This window comes from Ferribacterium limneticum (assembly GCF_020510625.1).
Lineage (GTDB): Bacteria > Pseudomonadota > Gammaproteobacteria > Burkholderiales > Rhodocyclaceae > Azonexus > Azonexus limneticus_A.
Map to the genome: position 1 here is coordinate 1,103,413 of NZ_CP075191.1, position 17,544 is coordinate 1,120,956.

Genomic DNA, 17,544 nt, shown 5'->3' on the forward strand with positions numbered 1-17,544 from the left:
CAGGAGGTTTAGCCATGAATGACGAATTGAAAAAGGCCGTGAGCAAGTCGAAAGCCGTGATGAACGGCCCGTACACCAATGAGCGCGAGAAGTACAAGGCGCTGCTGCTGAGCAATCCCAATTACTTTGGCTCGCTGCAATCGAGCCCGTTCAAACCGGTACTGCCGCTGGCCGGCAATACTTTTTACGAGGAGTTGGTGTGCGTCGGCTATCAACCGCAGCAGCAACGGCTCGAAGGCGTGGTGCACGTCTACCAGCCGTCGGGTTACGGCAGCGGCCTCTGCGGCCAGGGCAGCACCGAATATGTCCGCTTCTATCTCTCCTTCGATCAGGGGGCGACCTGGGTCGATCAAGGCCTGACCAGCTTCCAGGCCTGGAACATCCCGCAGGGCACCGACGGCAGCAAGCGGCTCGAATACGCGGTGCAACTGCCGGTGAACCCGACGCGCCGCATTTGCTTCCTCGGCGCGCAGTTGATCCGCGTCCGCGCCATCCTGTCGTGGAACGCGCCGCCACCGCCCAACCAGCCCAACTGGATTCCGCCCTGGGGCAATCTCCGCGACGCGACGATTCAGGTCGAGCCGCGCCGCTTGTTCACTGGCAAGGAGGTGTTCGAGGCTGCCAAGCTCAAATTGCCGCCGCTGCTCAAGGAGGCGCTCGATCTCGATCAGCCGCTGCCGTCCAAGATGCCAATCCTCGCTGCGGCCGATCTCGCCGTGCATTACAAGGCGGCCGGCATTCCGGCCCACCGCTTCGCCTTCAAGGAAATGCACGCGCTGACCGCCGGTCCGCATGCCTTCAATGGCGAACTCAGCGCCCAGTTGCTGCCCGGCATCGAGATCCCGGCCAATATCGGCGATCTGCTCTTCCCGAAAACCGACGGCGACACCAGCTACGAAGAGCTCGGCTGCATCGGCCTCGACCCGAACAGCCCCGATACCCTGATCGGCGTCATCAAGCTCAAGCGCAGCCAGGGCTATTCGGGCGGCCCGTGCACCGCCGGCAGCGCCGAGTATGTTTCCTGGTGGGCAGATTTCGACGGCAACGGCAGTTTCGAGAGTTTTCTCGGCACCGCGCAGGTGCGTGTCTACGATCTGGCCAACATTCCCGCCGATGGCGTGAGCTACGCGGTGCGCCTGCCGGTGGATTTGTCGGCCCATCGCAAACCTTGCCAGAACGGGCCGGTCGTCGTGCGCATCCGTGCCATCTTGTCGTGGAATGTCGCGGTGCCGGGCAATGCGCCCAACCATGTGCCGGCCTGGGGCAATCGCGAAGAAACGCTGATTCACGTCGCGCCGCTCGGGGCGATGCATGCACCAGCCGGCAAGATCGCCATCCTCGGCGGCATTCCGGTCAGCATGATCGACGACGCCAGCGGCATGACCACGCCGGATGCGGTGTTCGCGCTGAACAACGCGCCGGTCGGCGGTGCTTGTCCGTTCGGCGCCGCGGTGACCCTGCAGGGCGCGCCGCTACCCGCCGGCTACACCTACAAGGTTGAAGTCACACCCGAGGGCGGTGGCGTCCCGGCGCCGGTGCTGACTGAACTGACGCTGACGCGCCAGGATGGGAGCACCTACAAGCTCAACGCCAACCCGGTGACCCAACGCTTCGCCTACCAGGCGTTCACCGATAACGTGAATGCACTGCTCGGGCACTGGGATTCGGCCGGCGACGCGCGCTGGATCGTCTCGCTGAGCAGCTACGACCCGGGCGGCAACTATCTCGGCACCGACTCGCAGCTGATCCAGCTCGACAACACCGGGCCGAGCGCCAGCATCGACATCACGACCGGTACCGGCAATTGCGGCAAGTTCCCGACCGGCGCAGTGATCGGTGGCAGTTTCATCGCCCGCGATCTCCATCTGCTGAGCTATACGATAGGCGTCAAGCCGCCCGGCCTGAACGATCCGGGCGAGGCGGTCACGGCGCCGAGCGCGGGCGTATCGAATACCGCCATCACCGGCGATGCCTGGTCGCTCGACACTACTGGCATGGTCGATTGCGGCTACGTGGTCGAGTTGGTCGTGCGCGATCGCACCATCGTCGCCAGCCAGAGCCAGGGATGGTACGCCTCCGATAGCGCGGGCTTTTGCCTGGAGGCGGCACACGATGGCGTTGACTGAAAGCGGCGGTCGGCGTGACTGACGCAGCCGCATCACCGGCGTAATCTACCCAAAGCCCCGAATCCTTCTTGCTGGATTCGGGGCTTTGGCCTATCGAGAGTACGAAGAGGCGGCGACCGGAAAAAAAGACCCCGCCACGAGGGCGGGGTAACAGGGAGGTCTCGAATCGGGGGGTATTCGAGAGGAGGGTAAAACGGTTCAGCGCTTGTCGGGGCGTTTCAATACTTTCCGGACGATGGCGATGATTGCGCCGGCGGCAATCGCAGCAACGGCTGCCTTGAGCGGCTCAGCCTGGCCTTCGGCCAGCCAGTCGAAGCCGGTGATGCCGACGAATACACCGAGCGATTCGCTGATCGGCAGGTTGTCGGCAAAGGCCATCAGAGATCCTTGCAGGCGGAGGCAACTGCCAGAACGGGTTGGGCTGGCGCCAGCTCGAACAGGTACTGGCGGGTTGCTTCGATAAATTGCTTGATATTCATTTCGATGATTTCCTCGTTATCCTCTTGGCGGGATTGGTTTTCTTCCATGCCTCGCATTCTAGGGAGGCGATGACCAGCCGTCTGTTGCGCAAGCGTTGCGCCGAGGTAACGGGTTTTGATCTTCTGTGACGCTTTGTAACGGCCCCGTGGTTGGCTACTGCCGGGCTTTCCAGGCGAGGGTAAAGCGGGCGCCGCCGAGTGGCGATGCGTCGGCAATGGCGGTGCCGCCATGCAACTCCAGCACGCGTCGGGCAATGGCCAGGCCGAGGCCGTAGCCGCCGGTCGAGCGGTCACGCGAACGGTCAAGCCGGGTGAAGGCTGAAAAGATGTGTTCGCGTTCTTCCGGTGGAATGCCGATGCCGTCGTCGTCGACGTGGATCAGGATGTTCTCGCCCACCAGTTCCGCATTGACCGAAATCCGCTTGCCGGCGTACTTGAAGGCATTGCGCAGCAGGTTGCGCAGGGCGTAGGGCATGGCCTTGCGGTCAAGATCGATAAACAGGTTTGCCGGCAGCTTTTCGGTATCGACGACCACATCGAGTTGACGGCCAAGCAGGCGGACCGAGTCGACCTCGTCGGCCAGCCAGTCGGCGAATTTGACGCTGGAGAAGTGCGGTTCCGGCGCTTCGCGTTCGAAACGGGCGTAGGTCAGGCTGGTGTCGATCAACTGGTCGAGTTCGTCCAGGTCGGCTTCCATCATGGCCCACAGGCGTTCGCGCTCTTCGTGCTCGTCGGTTTCGGCGAGCATTTCCAGTGCAAAGCGCATGCGGGCGATCGGCGTGCGCAGTTCGTGCGAGATGCCGCAGGAAAGCTCGCGATGGGTCGCCAGCAGTTGCCGGATGCGGTCGGCCATGCTGTTCATGGTATCTGACAGCGGGGCAAAGAGCTGGGTGCGGGCGGCCGGTGTGCGGGCGTCGAAATGACCGTCGCCGAGGTCGCGGGCAGTCTGGCGCAGCGCTTCCAGATCGCGCCAGATCGGGCGAATCCAGAACCACAATGCGATGGCGAAAATGACGCCGATCAGGCTCCAGGTCAATAAGCGCAGCCGCAACTCCAGTGGCAGTCGATCCTTCAGTTCGGGGTTGCGGTTCGAGGCCAGCGGGCCGACGACGAGCACCTGGCTGGACGTGCCAAGGCGGTGGTACATGATGTCGCCGTCGTGGTCGATGGCGATATCGCCGGCATCGAGCTTGATCACCTGGGAGGGCGTCAGTGTCCTGTCGAGCGTGATGCGTTCGACGATGCCCAGGTTGTAGGAGAATTTCTCGTCGAGTTCCTTGATCTTTTTCTGCCACTCACGGCGCGGATGGCGGAATAACTCGTCTTCAATCAGCGTAATCGTGCCGCGCATGAAGCGCCGGGCATAGTCGTCAGTAATGCCGCGCTGGGCGGTGGAGATGACGAAGTCGGCAGTGAAGGCGATGGCGACGAAGGAACCCATCGCCAGCAGGTAGATGTTGAAGAACAGTTTCGACAGGCTGTAGCGCCCGCCACGCCAGCGCGGCAAAGCAACCCGGAACAGCGAGCGGGCGAGTCCCTGGCTGGATTCCTTGGCGCCCGAGTCTTCTGGCCTGGATTCAGTTCCAGTCATGCTTGCTGAACAGGTAGCCCTTGCCGCGGACTGTCTTGATGCGCGTCGGGTTTTCCGGGTCGTCGTTCAACTTTTTGCGCAGGCGGGAGATACGGGCGTCGATGGAGCGATCCAGGCCATCGAAGCCGATACCGCGCAATTCCTGCAGCAGATCGTCGCGTGACAGCACGTTGCCGGCATGCGAGGCAAGCAGCCACAGCAGGTCGAATTCGGCTGTGGTCAGGTCTATGGTTTGGCCGGCCAACGAAGCGGTGCGGGTCGCCTGGCTGATCTTGAACTGGCCGAACAGCATGCTTTCCGACTCGCCACTGCTCGCTTCACCAGCGCTTGGCAATCGGCGCAGCAGGGCCTTGATACGGGCGAGCAGGACGCGCGGCTGGACCGGCTTGGCGATGTAATCGTCCGCCCCCATCTCGAGGCCGAGAATCTGGTCGAAATCCTCATCGCGGGCCGTCAGCATCAGGATTACGCCACGGAATTGCGAGCGCACGGCGCGGCAGACCTCGAAGCCGTCCTTGCCCGGCAGCATGACGTCGAGAATCACCAAGTCGGGCTGTTCGGCCAGGATGCGCGCCTCGGCGGTGTCGCCGCGCGGCTCGATGCTGACTTGCAGATCGTTCTTGGTGAGATATTCAGCCGTCAGTTCGGCCAGGCGTTCGTCGTCTTCGACAAGCAGGATGCGTGTGTTCATCCGGCAATCTTAACCACCTGCCGGGCGCCGGTCCATAGCGCTGTCGTCAGCGTTGAATGTGCTCATGTCGCAGCCGTGCCTGGCATCGCTTAGAATTCCGGCTGGCTATCTATTTGGAAGTTTCTTGATGATCTGGTCGAATGTGCCCGTCAGGGCGTGGTTTGCAACGCTGGGGCTAGGTTGCCTCGGTCTGGTTGCGGTCGGCATGGAATTGCAAACCCTGCTGCGCTTGGCGCCTTGTCCGCTTTGCATCTTTCAGCGCCTGCTCTACATCGTGATCGGCCTGATTGGCCTGCTTGGCTTCGCCTTGCCGGCCGGGCGGCTGCTTTGGTCTGTTCTGGCTGCCGGGCTTGGTTTGCTCGGTTTCGGTGTAGCCGCTTACCAAACCTGGATGCAGGCTTTTCCGCACCTGGCGCCGGAATGCAGCTTTACCGATCCCAATGCCATCGAAAGTCTTGTCGACTGGCTGGGCATGGAGTGGCCTTCGATGTTCCTGGCTACCGGGTTCTGTACCAGTCGCGATTGGGAGTTGTTTGGCTTGTCGATGGCCAACTGGTCGGTTCTGTTCTTTGCCGGCATCGTGGTTTATACGGCTTTGCTGTTTGTTCGCAAACGCCAGGCCTGAAAAAACAAAACCCGCCAAGCGGCGTAATGCCGTTCAGTTAAGGCTTTTTTTTCAGATATTTGACGGCATAACGCTTGGGCAGGGCTTTAACAACACGGGGGCATTGACGCCCCCGTCGCTTTTCCACGATGGCGAATTGAAGCTGGATGCGCAAGCGCAACAAATGGGAGGGCAGTCTGCCCGGCGCCATCCCGGCCGCCCAGATCATTTCATTCTGCAAGATGTGCAGAGCCCGCAGGAAACTGAGGTCAGTCGGCTCGACCTTGGCTTGAATGGCGGCCTTGGCCATTTCCAGGCGGACCAGATTGTAGGCAATCAAGGCCCCCCAGATTTCCTGATTGATCCCCGTGGGTTGCTGACTGCGCAACGTCAGGGCCGTGCCGAGCATGGATTGCTTGAGTTCGCGATAGCTGGTTTCGATTTCCCAGCGACGGCGATAGCACTCGGCCAAATCCTCGGCCTTGAAGCGGCGACGATCCAGCAGTGAGGTCAGCAGCACCCGTTCCTTCCCGTTGGCCGCCACCATCCGGACAGCGCGGGCCGTCCAGTATTCGGGCAGCGAGGGCGCTTTGGCGCGGGCTTGCGGCGAAACGCGCATACGCACGAGGCCATCTTGCTCGGTACCGGAGAGTCGTTCCCATTTTGTATTGGATTTGGCGGGAATCAGGTAGTGCCGCTCTTCTCCTCTCAAGCTCAGACCCAAGAGGATTTCCGCACAGAGAAAGCCACGATCAAAGACGGTCAGCGAATGCTCGGCGATACGCTCGACCAGCGTCTTGGCGTACAACATCTCGTTCTGGCCGTACTGGCCGAAGGCCATGTCGGCCACCAGATGCGAGGGAATCGCCGTGACGCTGACGGCCCGGACCTGCGGGTAACTCGCCACCTTGCCGCTGGCGTATGTCTGAGCACCAAAATGGGCCCGGTTCTCGGCGCTATCGGGCGTGCGAAAGGTGGTGCCATCCATGGCCCACAGGGAGAGTCCCTTCCAGGTATGGCGCTCGGCAACTTGCGCGCACCAGGCGCTTGCCGTCTGGCTGAAGAGAGTTTCAAGCGGATCGCTCCCCAGGCGTTGCCTGGCTTGCGTGACGGCACTCTTGCTGATGACCGGGGTCGCTGTGGACGGCAATGCCAGGTCCAGTGTCGCCAGCACTTCGGGCACGGATTGGTGCCGGTACAACGCCAGCGCAATAACCAACCACACCACTTGTTCGGCCGGTAATCGCCGTCGTCTGATACTGGCCGTACCGGTCGCCCTGAGCGCCTGCTCAATCCACGCCAGCGGCAGATGCTCGGCCAATCGGTCAAGACCGATTGCGGGTAGAACATCCGTTGTCGCGTGAAGTTGGCTCGAGAACATCGAACCAGAAGTTAACAGCGTTTACTATTGTTTACAATAGCTTGCAAAAAAATAAAAATGCCGTTCAGTCTTAACTGAACGGCATTACGCCAAGCGGCGGGTTTTTCGAATGCTGGAAGAAGCCGAATTACTTCAGCTTGACTTCCTTGTAAGCAACGTGCTTACGTGCCTTCGGGTCGTACTTCATGAACTCCAGCTTTTCAGGCGTCGTGCGCTTGTTCTTGGAGGTGGTATAGAAGTGCCCGGTGCCAGCTGTAGATTCCAGCTTGATTTTTTCGCGACCGCCTTTAGCCATTTTATCTATCCTTCTTTATCAGACTTCGCCGCGAGCACGCAGATCGGCCAGGACAGCATCAATGCCGTTCTTGTCAATCAGGCGCAGGCCGGCGTTGGAAACACGCAGACGCAGGAAGCGGTTTTCAGATTCAACCCAAAAACGACGGTACTGCAAGTTCGGCAGGAAGCGGCGTTTGGTTCTATTGTTGGCATGGGAAACATTGTTCCCAACCATCGGGCCTTTACCCGTTACTTGGCAGACTCGCGCCATGATGGTGCTCCAGAATTCGCTAGAAGAGAGCCCACAAGTATAACCAAAACTACTTAATCGTTTCAAGGGGTTTTGCGTTTTTTTATAGCAAACCTCGCTCGGCAAAGGAGAGCGGCGGGGTATTGCCGGCGACGATGAAATGATCAAGCAGCTTCACATCGACCATGGCGAGGGCATCTTTCAGGGATCGGGTGAGCATTTCGTCGGCCCGGGAGGGTTCGGCGACACCAGAGGGATGGTTGTGGGCCAGGATGACTGCAGCTGCATTGTGAGCGAGTGCCGCCTTGACGACCTCTCGCGGGTATACAGAAGTCTGGGTCAGCGTACCGGTAAACAGTTCATCCGCTTTCAGCAGGCGGTTCTGGGCGTCGAGCCATAATGCCATGAACACCTCGTTACCCCGGCTGGCCAGCTTCAGGCGCAGCCAGTCGCGCACTTTAGTGGGGGAGGTGAAGCTGTCGCGCACTGCCATTTCCTGCGTCAGGGCACGGCGGGCCAGTTCGAAACTGGCTTTCAATTGGGCTGCCTTGGCCATGCCGATTCCCGAAACACTGGCCAGTTCGTCCAGCGAGGCTTCGACCAGGGTGCCGAGTTGGCCGTCGAAGCGCTGCAGCAGTTCGCGCGCCAGATCGACGGCGCTTTTGCCGCGCACGCCGACTCTTAAATAGATGGCTAGCAGTTCGGCGTCGGAGAGTGCTTGCGGGCCGAGCGCCAGCAGCCGCTCGCGCGGTCGTTCGCCTTCGGGCCAATCGGTGATCGCCATATTCTTTCCGTTAGAATGAGCAGAGTTCAATTCTAGCGGTAAGACAATGGAATTACAGGGAAAGCGCATCGTTCTCGGGGTGACCGGCGGTATCGCAGCCTACAAGGCGGCCGAGCTGGTTCGTTTGCTCGGCAAGCAGGGCGCCGACGTGCAGGTGGCGATGACCGAGGGGGCGACGCATTTCGTGACTGCGACGACCTTTCAGGCGCTGTCGGGCAAGCCGGTCTACCTGGATCAGTGGGATGCACGGATGCCGAATGCCATGGCGCATATCGATCTGTCGCGGCAGGCTGACCTGATTCTGGTGGCGCCGGCCTCGGCCGATTTTCTTGCTCGCATCGCGCACGGCCTGGCCGATGATCTGCTGGCAACCATGGTGCTGGCGCGCGACTGCCCCTTGCTGGTGGCGCCGGCGATGAATCGCCAGATGTGGGAAAACCCGGCGACACAAAGAAACATCAATCAGTTGCAGGCCGATGGCGTGCAGATACTTGGCCCGGCCAGCGGCGAACAGGCCTGTGGCGAGGTTGGTGCCGGTCGCATGCTGGAGCCGGATGAAATCGTCGAAGAGGTGATCGCCTTCTTTACACCCAAGGTGCTGGCTGGTCGGAAGGTATTGATTACGGCTGGTCCGACCTTCGAGGCGATTGACCCGGTGCGTGGCATCACCAATCTGTCGTCAGGGCGCATGGGCTATGCGGTTGCCCGTGCCGCACGCCAGGCTGGAGCTGAAGTGACCCTGATTTCCGGGCCGGTTGGTTTTGCTGCACCACAGGGCGTCGACCGCATCAATATCAGAAGCGCGCTCGACATGCATGTAGCCGTGATGGCGCGGGCGGCCGGGGCGGATGTCTTCATTGGCGTGGCTGCCGTGGCCGATTACCGGGTTGCCAACGCCGCCGAGCATAAGTTGAAGAAGGACACGGGGGGCATTCCGCCGATCGAACTGGTCGAGAACCCTGACATCCTGGCCGAAGTGGCGGCCTTGAAGGATGGTCCGTTCTGCGTTGGCTTCGCGGCGGAAAGTCGCAATCTGGAAGAATATGCCCAGGCCAAGCGACGCAAGAAGAATATCCCGCTGATTGCCGGCAACCTGATCCAGGACGGCTTTGGCGGCGACGACAACCGGCTGGTGTTGTTCGACGATACCGGCACCCATCCGCTGACACCGGCGCCGAAGTCGGTGCTGGCTCGCCAGTTGATTGAACACATTGCCAAATTGACAGGAAAACACTGATGCATCAAATCGACGTAAAGATTCTCGACAACCGCCTGCGCGAAAGTCCCCCGCACTACGCCACGCCGGGTTCGGCTGGCTTGGACCTGCGTGCCTGCATTGAAGCGCCGCTGCATGTCGAGCCTGGCCAGACGACGCTGGTGCCGACCGGCATGGCCATCCATCTGGCTGATCCGGGGCTGGCGGCGATGATCCTGCCGCGCTCCGGTCTGGGCCACAAACACGGCATCGTGCTCGGTAATCTGGTCGGCTTGATCGACAGCGACTACCAGGGCGAGTTGATGGTTTCGGTGTGGAACCGGGGTCACACAGGCTTTACGCTGAATCCGCTCGATCGCATTGCCCAATTGATCATCGTGCCGGTCTTGCAGGTCGGCTTCAATATTGTCGACGACTTCGATGCCAGCCATCGTGGCGAAGGCGGTTTCGGCAGCACCGGCAAAGCATGATCCGGCGCTTGGTCTTGGCTGTTGCGGCGTTTTTCGCCTTGGCTGCGCAGGCAGTGGAAGATCCGGTGCTGATGCAGCGTGGTGAAGAACAGGTCATGGGCAAATGCTTTCTTTGTCACGGCGCCACCGGCGACAGTTCCAGCCCGCTCTATCCGAAACTGGCCGGGCAGAACGAAGCCTATCTGCTGAAGCAGTTGCGCAATTTCAAGTCGGGGCTACGCGACAGCAACGACATGCGCAAGATCGTTGCTGATATGAACGATGACGACATGCGGGCGGCGGCGCATTATTTCAGCCACCAGGAGCCAAGCCGCGGCAAGTCGGCCTACGCCGAGATGCGCGCCGTTGGCGAGAAAATCTATCGGGAGGGCGACGTAGCCAAGGGACTGACGCCTTGCCGTGAATGTCATGGCGAGACCGGGACCGGATCGGACGTGCTGCCGCGCATCGCCGGCCAGCATACGCTCTATATTGAAACCCAATTGACGCTGTTCGAAGAGCGCAAGCGGACCAACGACAATGCCCTGATGCAGGACATTGCCAAGCGCCTGACGACCGATGAAATCCGCGCTGTTGCCGAGTTTTTGCGCGCCCTGTGAGGCGGTTGCTTTTCGTATAGAAGAAAATTATTATTTGATAATTATCAAATAAACGGGAGGGGCAATGCGCAAGTTGATTCAAAGGGCGCTTGTGGCGGGCTTGTTGGCTGCATCTGGCGCTGTATTGGCAGCCGATGCGTTGCCTGTCGATCTGAAGCGGGCCGAGGAAATCGTCGGTGGCCGTTGTTTTCTCTGCCATGGCCTGAATGGCGAGTCGGCCAGCGCCGTATTCCCTCGGTTGGCCGGGCAGCACGCTGAATACATCGCCAAGCAGCTCTCCGACTTCAAGTCGAGCAAGCGAGCCAGCGATACCATGAAGCCCCAGGCGGAAGAGCTGACGCCGACTGAAATGAAGTCGCTCGGCGCCTTCTTCCAGGCCAAGGTGGTCGGGCCGCGTCCGGGCAGGGACCAGGAGCTTCTCGCGGTCGGCAAATTTGTCTTCAACCGGGGCAACCAGTTCAGTGGCTTGCCGGCCTGTTCCACCTGCCACGGTGCCAAAGGCCTCGGTACGCCACAATTGCCGCGTCTGGCTGGTCAGCACCCACGCTATATCGAGGATCAGCTGAAGCAGTTCAACAAGCGTGAGCGGACCAACGACAACGCCATCATGCACACCATCGCCTCCAAATTGTCGGAACTGGAGACCCACGCTGTTGCGGAGTACATCGCAACGCTGGATTGAGTCATGCCGTCATTGAAAAGACAAAAGGCCGCATCTGCGGCCTTTTGTCTTTGTAGCAGCTAACAATCAGGTCAGCATGTCGGCCCAGATGTTCCTGGCCCAGCCCATGGCGGCCTTGCCTTCCAGTTCGTTGCGGGCCACCGAGACACCACCGGCACCCTTGACCGGTTGCACGGTCTTGGTGGCGGCGTCGTACTGGTGCACCGAGGCGACGTGGATGACGTTCTTCGCGTCGACGAAGCTGTAGCAGGTATTCATGACCACCGGCTCCGGGTTCGGCTCCAGGCCGGACAGCATGTTCAGGATCGCTGCTGCAGCGAGCTTGCCGTGCTGGTTGGCCATGTGGCCGGACTTCGGCATGGTCGGCGCCGGGAAGATGGCATCGCCGAGCACGTGGATGCCCGGTGTGCTGGTCGATTCCATGCTTAGCCAGTTGATGTCCACCCAGCGGTTGTTGATCAGCTTGATGCCTGACTTGGCGGCGATGTCGCCGGCCCGGTGCGGCGGGATGATGTTGAGTACGTCGGCCTTGAACTTGTCGAATTCGAGCACGGCGGTGTTGGTGCCGACTTCGACATCCTTCACTTCGCTGTTGTTGCGGTACTCAATGATGCCCTTGTAAAGATCGGTCCAGGCCTTGGTGAACAAGCCCTTCTTGGACATCACATCTTCGTTGGCATCTAGGATGACCACCTTGGATTTCGGCTTGCTCTTCTTGAAGTAGTCGGCCACCAGGCAGGCGCGCTCGTAGGGTCCGGGCGGGCAGCGGTAGGGGGCCTTGGGGATGGAAATGGCGTAGGTGCCGCCATCCTTCATCGATTCCAGCTGTTTGCGCAGGGCGACGGTTTGCGGGCCGGCCTTCCAGGCGTGCAGGATCTTCGACTGGGCATCGGCATTGTTCAGGCCAGGAATCTGGTCGAACATGAAATCGACACCCGGCGAGAGGACCAGACGGTCGTAGCTCAGGGCGCTGCCGCCCTTCAGGGCAATCGTTTTCTTGGCCGCATCGACCGAAATAACGTCGTCCTGGATGACGCGGACGCCCCATTTGCTGCGCAGGCCTTCGTAGCTGATCGTGATGTCTTCCATGGTCTTGGTGCCACCAATGACCAGATTGGAGATCGGGCAGGAGATGAAGGTTGGGTTGCGCTCGATTAGCGTCACCTGCACGCCGCCTTCGCTCCACATGCGCAGGTATTTGGCCACCGTCGCACCGCCGTAGCCGCCACCGACGACGACCACGTGGCCGCTGGCCTTGTTGCCACCGGCGCAGCCGTAAAGGGAAGCCATCGCGCCAGCTGCCGCGCCCACTTTCAGGAAATCACGTCTTTTCATCAGCATCATGGTGGTCTCCCTTATTTTTGTGCGGCGAAATAGCCGGCGATCAGATCAAGCTGGGCTTCGGTATAGCCCTTGGAGATCTGATGCATGATCGAAGCGGGCTTGTCGCCGCTCTTGTAGTCGGCCAGTTTCTGCAGGATCTTGGCTTTTTCCATGCCGGCCAGGGCGTCCATGCCGGAGCCCTTGACGGCATTGCCGTTGGTGCCATGACAGTTGGCGCAGGTGGCGGCCAGGTTGCGGGCCAGGTAGGGATCGGCCGCGTGCGAGGCGCTGGCGGAAGCCAGCAGGCACAGGGCAGCGATGGGTGCGAACAGTTTCATCGAGACATCTCCTCTAGTGTTGTCGATACGCTATATAGCCGAAATTATTAGTGGTTTGTTCGGGTCAGCATAGTGCCAAGGGTATAAGTCTTTCGCACAAATTGCATGCTGCATCGCAACAATATTAGTAGTTGACTATATAAGTACGCAGTTATACATTGATTCTTTGATTGAAGTCAAAGACTGATATGGATATGGATGAAGCAACTCAGGTTTTCGAACAGGTGGCTAGTTACTTCGGATTACTGGCTGATCCGACGCGCTTGCGCATTCTCTCCTGTTTGTGTGCCGAAGAGCGCCCTGTCCACGAAGTTGTTGAAAAGATCGGCCTGACGCAAGCCAACATTTCGCGGCACCTGAACATCCTGTACCGGGCCGGCGTGGTTAACCGCCGACGGGAGGGGAGTTCGGTTTATTACAAGGTAGTCGATCCGAATTTTGTCGATATCTGCCGAACGGTCAGCATCACGGTGGCAAGCCGCGATCTGGGCGATCAGCTGGGGGTGTCGGCGGTGAATTGCAGTACTGACGTCAAATAATCGGAGGGGTTTATCCATATGGGTGACATCGTGAAACAACCGGGGCGTCTACGGCCCGCACCGGAGAATTTTTTGTCGGATGAGCAGGTCAAGGCCGTTGCTGCCGGGCGGCGTGACTTCCTGCGCAAGAGTCTGTTCGCAGCGGGGGCCGCGATGGCCGCGCCGCTGGCGGCGCGTGCCGCCAGCGAGGGCGATGTCAATATTCTCGAAAACCCGGCCTGGACGACGTCACTTGGCCTGCCGGTAGCGACCAACCCGTACGGCATGCCGTCGAAGTACGAGAGCCAGTTGCTGCGCCGCGAGTCGCCGGGTCTGGCCCGCGTTGGCGGTGCCTCGGTTTCGTTTGCGCCGCTGCAGGGCCTGTTCGGCATCATCACGCCGTCCGGCCTGCACTTCGAGCGCCATCACCAGGGCTGGCATGACATCGATCCGTCCAAGCACCGCCTGATGGTCAATGGTTCCGATGATTCCCTGCTCAAGAAGGCCAAGGTTTATACGCTCGACGAATTGATGCGCCTGCCGTCGGTGTCGCGCATCCACTTCATCGAGTGCGGTGCCAATACCGGCCTCGAATGGGGCAATGTCGCTGTGCCGACCGTGCAATACACGCATGGCATGCTCTCCTGTTCTGAATTCACCGGCGTGCCGCTCAAGGTGTTGCTGGAAGACTGCGGCGTCGATTACAAGAAGGCGCGTTACGTGCTGGCCGAGGGGGCCGATGGCTCTTCGATGACCCGCACCATCCCGATGGAAATGGTCGAGTCGGGCGAGGTGTTCGTCGCCTACGGCCAGAACGGCGAAATGCTGCGTCCCGAAAACGGTTACCCACTGCGCCTTGTCGTGCCGGGCGTGCAGGGTGTGTCGTGGGTCAAGTGGCTGCGCCGCATCGAAGTCGGTGACAAGCCGTATGCGACCAAGGACGAGGCGGTGCATTACATCGACCTCCTGCCGAACGGCCAGCATCGCCAGTACAGCTCGATCCAGGAAGCGAAGTCAGTGATCACTACCCCGTCCGGCGGCCAGACGCTGCTCGACAAGGGCTTCTACAACGTCTCCGGTCTCGCCTGGTCTGGTCGCGGCAGGATCAAGCAGGTCGATGTCTCCTTCGACGGCGGCATCAACTGGCAGACAGCGCGTCTTGAAGGGCCGATCCAGAACAAGGCGCTAACCCGTTTCAACACCAACTGGGTGTGGGACGGCTCGCCGGCCATTCTGCAGTCGCGGGCCATCGACGAGACCGGTTTCGTCCAGCCGACCTATGGTCAGCTGCGCAAGGTGCGCGGTACCAAGTCGATTTATCACAACAACGCCATCCAGTCGTGGAAGATCATCGAAAGCGGGGAGGTCAGCAATGTTCAGGTTCTCTAAACCGCTTTTCGTTTTTGCGCTTTTTTCGGCGTCCACCGTGGCGGTGGGCTTCGAGAACTACAGCGGCGTCGGCCGGGCGGCAACGCCGGCCGAAGTGAAGGCCTGGGACATCGACGTGCGTCCGGACTTCAAGGGTCTGCCCAAGGGATCGGGCAATGTCGAGCGCGGCAACGAGCTGTTCGAGGAAAAGTGCGCTTCCTGCCACGGTTCCTTTGGCGAGTCGAACGAAGTGTTCACGCCGCTCGCCGGCGGCACGACCAAGGACGACATCAAGACCGGCAACGTCAAGGGGCTGTCTTCAGGTGAGCTGCCACAGCGTACGACCTTCACCAAGGTGGCGACCATCTCTACGGTCTGGGACTACATCTACCGCGCCATGCCCTGGACGGCGCCGAAGTCGCTGAAGCCGGACGAGGTCTACGCCATCCTCGCCTACCTGCTCAACCTGCAGGAAATCGTGCCGGCTGACTTCGTGCTGTCCGACAAGAACATCGGCGACGTCCAGAAGCTGCTGCCCAACCGCAACGGCATGACCACCGACCACGGCATGTGGCCCGGTGCGCCGGCCAAGAAGGGCGGTATCGGCAACGGTGGCAAGCCGGATACGGCCAACAAGGCGTGCATGAAGAACTGCAAGCCGGAAGTGCTGATCGGTTCGACCCTGCCCGAGTACGCCCGCACGGCGCACGGCGAACTGCGGGATCAGAACCGTTCGTTCGGTCCGGTCCGCGGCACCCAGACGCTCGGCCCCGAAGCCGCCAAAAAGGCGGCCGACGCCGGCACGCTGGATCTGGCGACGAAGAGCGGCTGCATGGCCTGTCACGGCATGAAGAGCAAGATCGTCGGCCCGGGCTACAGCGAAGTCGTCGCCCGTTACAAGGATCAGACCGATGCCGAATCGCGCCTGATCGCCAAGGTCAAGGCCGGTGGGCAGGGCGTCTGGGGATCGATCCCGATGCCGCCGAACGGTCATATCAAGGATGAGGACATCACCACGCTGGTCAAGTGGATCCTCAACGGTTCCAAGTAATCCCAATTTCTACAGAGGAGAAGTCATGAACAATCAACGTCGCACCGTACTGAAATCCGGCTCCGGCGCCGCCCTGCTGGGCATGCTGGCCGCCGCCGGCCTTATCACCCCGGGCATGGCCCTGGCCGACTGGAACAAGGCCGCCTTCGACGCCAAGAGCATGGCCGACACGCTCAAGGCCCTCGGCGCCGGCACGCCGGCTGACAGCAAGGACGTTCAGGTCACCGGTCCGGACATCGCCGAAAACGGCGCCGTGGTGCCGGTTGGCGTCGCCTCGACGCTGCCGAATATCACCATGGTCGCCATCCTGATCGAGAAGAACCCGAACGCCCTAGCCGCTTCCTTCGTGCTGCCGGAAGGCACCGAAGCCAACGTCCAGACCCGCGTCAAGATGGGCCAGACCTCGAACATCTACGCGCTGGTCAAGTCGGACGGCAAGTTCTTCATGGCCACGAAAGAGATCAAGGTCACCCTGGGTGGCTGCGGCGGCTGAGAAACAGTCGCTAGTTGCTAGTAATTAGTTATTAGCAACGACCACCCCGTGACCAATAGCTAGCGACTAACGACTAGCAACTAACATCTAGGAGCATCAAATGGGCAATCCAATGAAAATCCGCGCCGCCAACAAGGACGGCGTTACCGAAGTGAAGGTTCTGGTCAGCCACGAAATGGAAACCGGCCAGCGCAAGGACGCGGCTGGCGCCATCGTGCCGGCCTGGTTCATCACCGAACTGGTTGCCAAACATGGCGACAAGCTCGTGCTGAGCAGCGAGTTCGGACCGTCCGTGTCGAAGAACCCGTACCTGGCTTTCAAGTTCAAGGGCGGTGCCAAGGGCGAGAAGGTTACGGTCAGCTGGAAGGACAACAAGGGCGACACCCGCTCCGACGAAGCTGTCATCAACTAATGCCTGAAAGCCGCGGCGAGGCGGCGCAGACCGCCGCCGCGGCTGCTGAATTTTTCCCCTGGAGGAGTAGTCAATGATCCGACGTTTGATGAAAACGGTGGTCGGCACGGCAGTGCTTGCCGCTTTTGCTGGCGGAGCGTTTGCTCAGGACAGCAAGGTGGCCGACGAGCTCGCGAAATATCGCGAAGCGCTGGCCGACGGCAATCCGGCCGACCTGCTGGAAGTGAAGGGCGAGGGCCTGTGGGCTGAAAAGCGCGGCCCGAAGAATGCCTCGCTTGAGCAATGCGATCTTGGCCAGGGGCCGGGCAAGGTGGACGGCGCTTATGCCGCGCTGCCCAAGTATTTCAAGGACACCAACAAGGTGATGGACGTCGAGTCCCGCCTCGTGCATTGCATGATGACGCTGCAAGGCTTCACGCTAGCTGAGGCGACCAAGCAGTGGTACTCCAAGCCAGGCAAGGATTCCGACATCGAGGCGCTGGTCACCTTCATCGGCGCCAAGTCCAATGGCAAGCCGATCAACGCGCCGGCGACCCACCCGGAAGAAGCCAGGATGGCCAAGATGGGCGAGTACATTTTCTACCGCCGTTCGGGGCCGCAGGATTTTTCCTGCTCGATCTGCCACGGTCAGGACGGCAAGCGGATTCGCTTGCAGGATCTGGGCAACCTGACGACCAAGGAAGGCGCCGGCGTCGCCATGAAGAACTGGCCGTCCTATCGCGTGTCGCAGGGGGCGGTGTGGACCATGCAGCGTCGTCTGATCGACTGCATGCGCCAGGCCCGCTGGCCTGAGCCCGAGTATCTGGCTGATTCGATCATCGCGCTGGAAACCTATCTGCAAAAAACTGCAACCGGCACCGTGATGGAAACGCCGGGCATCAAACGGTGAAAA

Annotated in this window: 22 protein-coding genes; 12 read left to right on the forward strand and 10 right to left on the reverse strand. The window is 60.6% G+C overall.

What is annotated here, in order from left to right:
• The first annotated feature begins 14 nt into the window (after positions 1-14).
• On the forward strand, positions 15-2,126 hold the full coding sequence (locus KI617_RS05280; protein ID WP_226450976.1) for a hypothetical protein: 2,112 nt from the start codon (positions 15-17) through the stop codon (positions 2,124-2,126).
• 198 nt (positions 2,127-2,324) lie between these two features.
• Here the strand turns inward: KI617_RS05280 and KI617_RS05285 are convergent, their stop codons facing one another.
• From KI617_RS05285 to KI617_RS05300, 4 genes are all read right to left on the reverse strand, one after another.
• Complete coding sequence (locus tag KI617_RS05285; RefSeq protein ID WP_226450977.1) at positions 2,325-2,504, reverse strand: hypothetical protein; 180 nt, start codon at positions 2,502-2,504, stop codon at positions 2,325-2,327.
• Positions 2,504-2,653: a hypothetical protein gene (locus KI617_RS05290; protein ID WP_226450978.1), complete on the reverse strand. Its 150-nt coding sequence runs from the start codon at positions 2,651-2,653 to the stop codon at positions 2,504-2,506. Before KI617_RS05290 ends, KI617_RS05285 begins: the two co-directional genes overlap by 1 nt.
• Before the next feature lie 106 nt (positions 2,654-2,759).
• A complete protein-coding gene (locus tag KI617_RS05295) occupies positions 2,760-4,196 on the reverse strand; it encodes an ATP-binding protein (protein WP_226450979.1) in 1,437 nt (478 codons plus the stop codon).
• Positions 4,183-4,887 carry a winged helix-turn-helix domain-containing protein gene (locus KI617_RS05300; protein WP_226450980.1) on the reverse strand — a complete coding sequence of 235 codons (705 nt, stop codon included), beginning with the start codon at positions 4,885-4,887 and terminating at the stop codon, positions 4,183-4,185. Before KI617_RS05300 ends, KI617_RS05295 begins: the two co-directional genes overlap by 14 nt.
• Before the next feature lie 127 nt (positions 4,888-5,014).
• Between KI617_RS05300 and KI617_RS05305 the strand changes: the two genes are divergently transcribed.
• Entirely contained in the window at positions 5,015-5,512 is a 498-nt protein-coding gene (locus KI617_RS05305) for a disulfide bond formation protein B (RefSeq protein WP_226450981.1), read from the forward strand.
• Positions 5,513-5,549: 37 nt separating this feature from the next.
• On the opposite strand, the gene KI617_RS05310 is transcribed toward KI617_RS05305, so the two are convergent.
• The 4 genes from KI617_RS05310 to radC form a co-directional block, all read right to left on the reverse strand.
• Complete coding sequence (locus tag KI617_RS05310) at positions 5,550-6,812, reverse strand: IS4 family transposase (protein ID WP_264180062.1); 1,263 nt, start codon at positions 6,810-6,812, stop codon at positions 5,550-5,552.
• 187 nt (positions 6,813-6,999) lie between these two features.
• A complete protein-coding gene (gene rpmG / locus KI617_RS05315; protein ID WP_011288870.1) occupies positions 7,000-7,167 on the reverse strand; it encodes a 50S ribosomal protein L33 in 168 nt (55 codons plus the stop codon).
• 18 nt (positions 7,168-7,185) lie between these two features.
• On the reverse strand, positions 7,186-7,419 hold the full coding sequence (gene rpmB / locus KI617_RS05320) for a 50S ribosomal protein L28 (RefSeq protein ID WP_226451840.1): 234 nt from the start codon (positions 7,417-7,419) through the stop codon (positions 7,186-7,188).
• A gap of 82 nt (positions 7,420-7,501) precedes the next feature.
• Positions 7,502-8,182: a RadC family protein gene (radC, locus tag KI617_RS05325; protein ID WP_226450983.1), complete on the reverse strand. Its 681-nt coding sequence runs from the start codon at positions 8,180-8,182 to the stop codon at positions 7,502-7,504.
• Positions 8,183-8,228: 46 nt separating this feature from the next.
• Here radC and coaBC point away from each other — a divergent pair, with 46 nt between their 5' ends.
• The 4 genes from coaBC to KI617_RS05345 all read left to right on the forward strand — a co-directional run bounded on the left by coaBC (position 8,229) and on the right by KI617_RS05345 (position 11,149).
• The gene (coaBC, locus tag KI617_RS05330) at positions 8,229-9,419 is read left to right on the forward strand and encodes a bifunctional phosphopantothenoylcysteine decarboxylase/phosphopantothenate--cysteine ligase CoaBC (protein ID WP_226450984.1); all 1,191 of its coding nucleotides are present in this window, start codon (positions 8,229-8,231) and stop codon (positions 9,417-9,419) included.
• Positions 9,419-9,868, forward strand: a complete 450-nt coding sequence (gene dut / locus KI617_RS05335; protein WP_226450985.1) for a dUTP diphosphatase — start codon at positions 9,419-9,421, stop codon at positions 9,866-9,868. The genes coaBC and dut overlap by 1 nt, the downstream gene beginning before the upstream one ends.
• Entirely contained in the window at positions 9,865-10,467 is a 603-nt protein-coding gene (locus KI617_RS05340) for a c-type cytochrome (protein WP_226450986.1), read from the forward strand. Before dut ends, KI617_RS05340 begins: the two co-directional genes overlap by 4 nt.
• 64 nt (positions 10,468-10,531) lie before the next feature.
• A complete protein-coding gene (locus KI617_RS05345; protein ID WP_226450987.1) occupies positions 10,532-11,149 on the forward strand; it encodes a c-type cytochrome in 618 nt (205 codons plus the stop codon).
• A gap of 66 nt (positions 11,150-11,215) precedes the next feature.
• Here KI617_RS05345 and KI617_RS05350 read toward each other — a convergent pair whose 3' ends face one another.
• Both KI617_RS05350 and KI617_RS05355 read right to left on the reverse strand, forming a co-directional pair.
• On the reverse strand, positions 11,216-12,493 hold the full coding sequence (locus KI617_RS05350; RefSeq protein ID WP_226450988.1) for an FCSD flavin-binding domain-containing protein: 1,278 nt from the start codon (positions 12,491-12,493) through the stop codon (positions 11,216-11,218).
• Between the two features lie 11 nt (positions 12,494-12,504).
• Positions 12,505-12,810 carry a c-type cytochrome gene (locus tag KI617_RS05355; RefSeq protein WP_226450989.1) on the reverse strand — a complete coding sequence of 102 codons (306 nt, stop codon included), beginning with the start codon at positions 12,808-12,810 and terminating at the stop codon, positions 12,505-12,507.
• A 194-nt stretch (positions 12,811-13,004) separates the two neighbouring features.
• Between KI617_RS05355 and KI617_RS05360 the strand changes: the two genes are divergently transcribed.
• The 6 genes from KI617_RS05360 to soxA all read left to right on the forward strand — a co-directional run bounded on the left by KI617_RS05360 (position 13,005) and on the right by soxA (position 17,541).
• On the forward strand, positions 13,005-13,349 hold the full coding sequence (locus tag KI617_RS05360) for an ArsR/SmtB family transcription factor (RefSeq protein WP_226450990.1): 345 nt from the start codon (positions 13,005-13,007) through the stop codon (positions 13,347-13,349).
• 72 nt (positions 13,350-13,421) lie between these two features.
• The gene (gene soxC / locus KI617_RS05365; RefSeq protein ID WP_226450991.1) at positions 13,422-14,717 is read left to right on the forward strand and encodes a sulfite dehydrogenase; all 1,296 of its coding nucleotides are present in this window, start codon (positions 13,422-13,424) and stop codon (positions 14,715-14,717) included.
• Positions 14,701-15,747, forward strand: coding sequence for a c-type cytochrome (locus KI617_RS05370; protein WP_226450992.1), 1,047 nt, complete (start codon positions 14,701-14,703; stop codon positions 15,745-15,747). Before soxC ends, KI617_RS05370 begins: the two co-directional genes overlap by 17 nt.
• Before the next feature lie 25 nt (positions 15,748-15,772).
• Positions 15,773-16,240, forward strand: coding sequence for a thiosulfate oxidation carrier protein SoxY (soxY, locus tag KI617_RS05375; RefSeq protein WP_226450993.1), 468 nt, complete (start codon positions 15,773-15,775; stop codon positions 16,238-16,240).
• 100 nt (positions 16,241-16,340) lie between these two features.
• Entirely contained in the window at positions 16,341-16,652 is a 312-nt protein-coding gene (gene soxZ / locus KI617_RS05380) for a thiosulfate oxidation carrier complex protein SoxZ (RefSeq protein ID WP_226450994.1), read from the forward strand.
• A gap of 73 nt (positions 16,653-16,725) precedes the next feature.
• Positions 16,726-17,541 carry a sulfur oxidation c-type cytochrome SoxA gene (gene soxA, locus KI617_RS05385; protein ID WP_226450995.1) on the forward strand — a complete coding sequence of 272 codons (816 nt, stop codon included), beginning with the start codon at positions 16,726-16,728 and terminating at the stop codon, positions 17,539-17,541.
• Positions 17,542-17,544 lie beyond the last annotated feature (3 nt).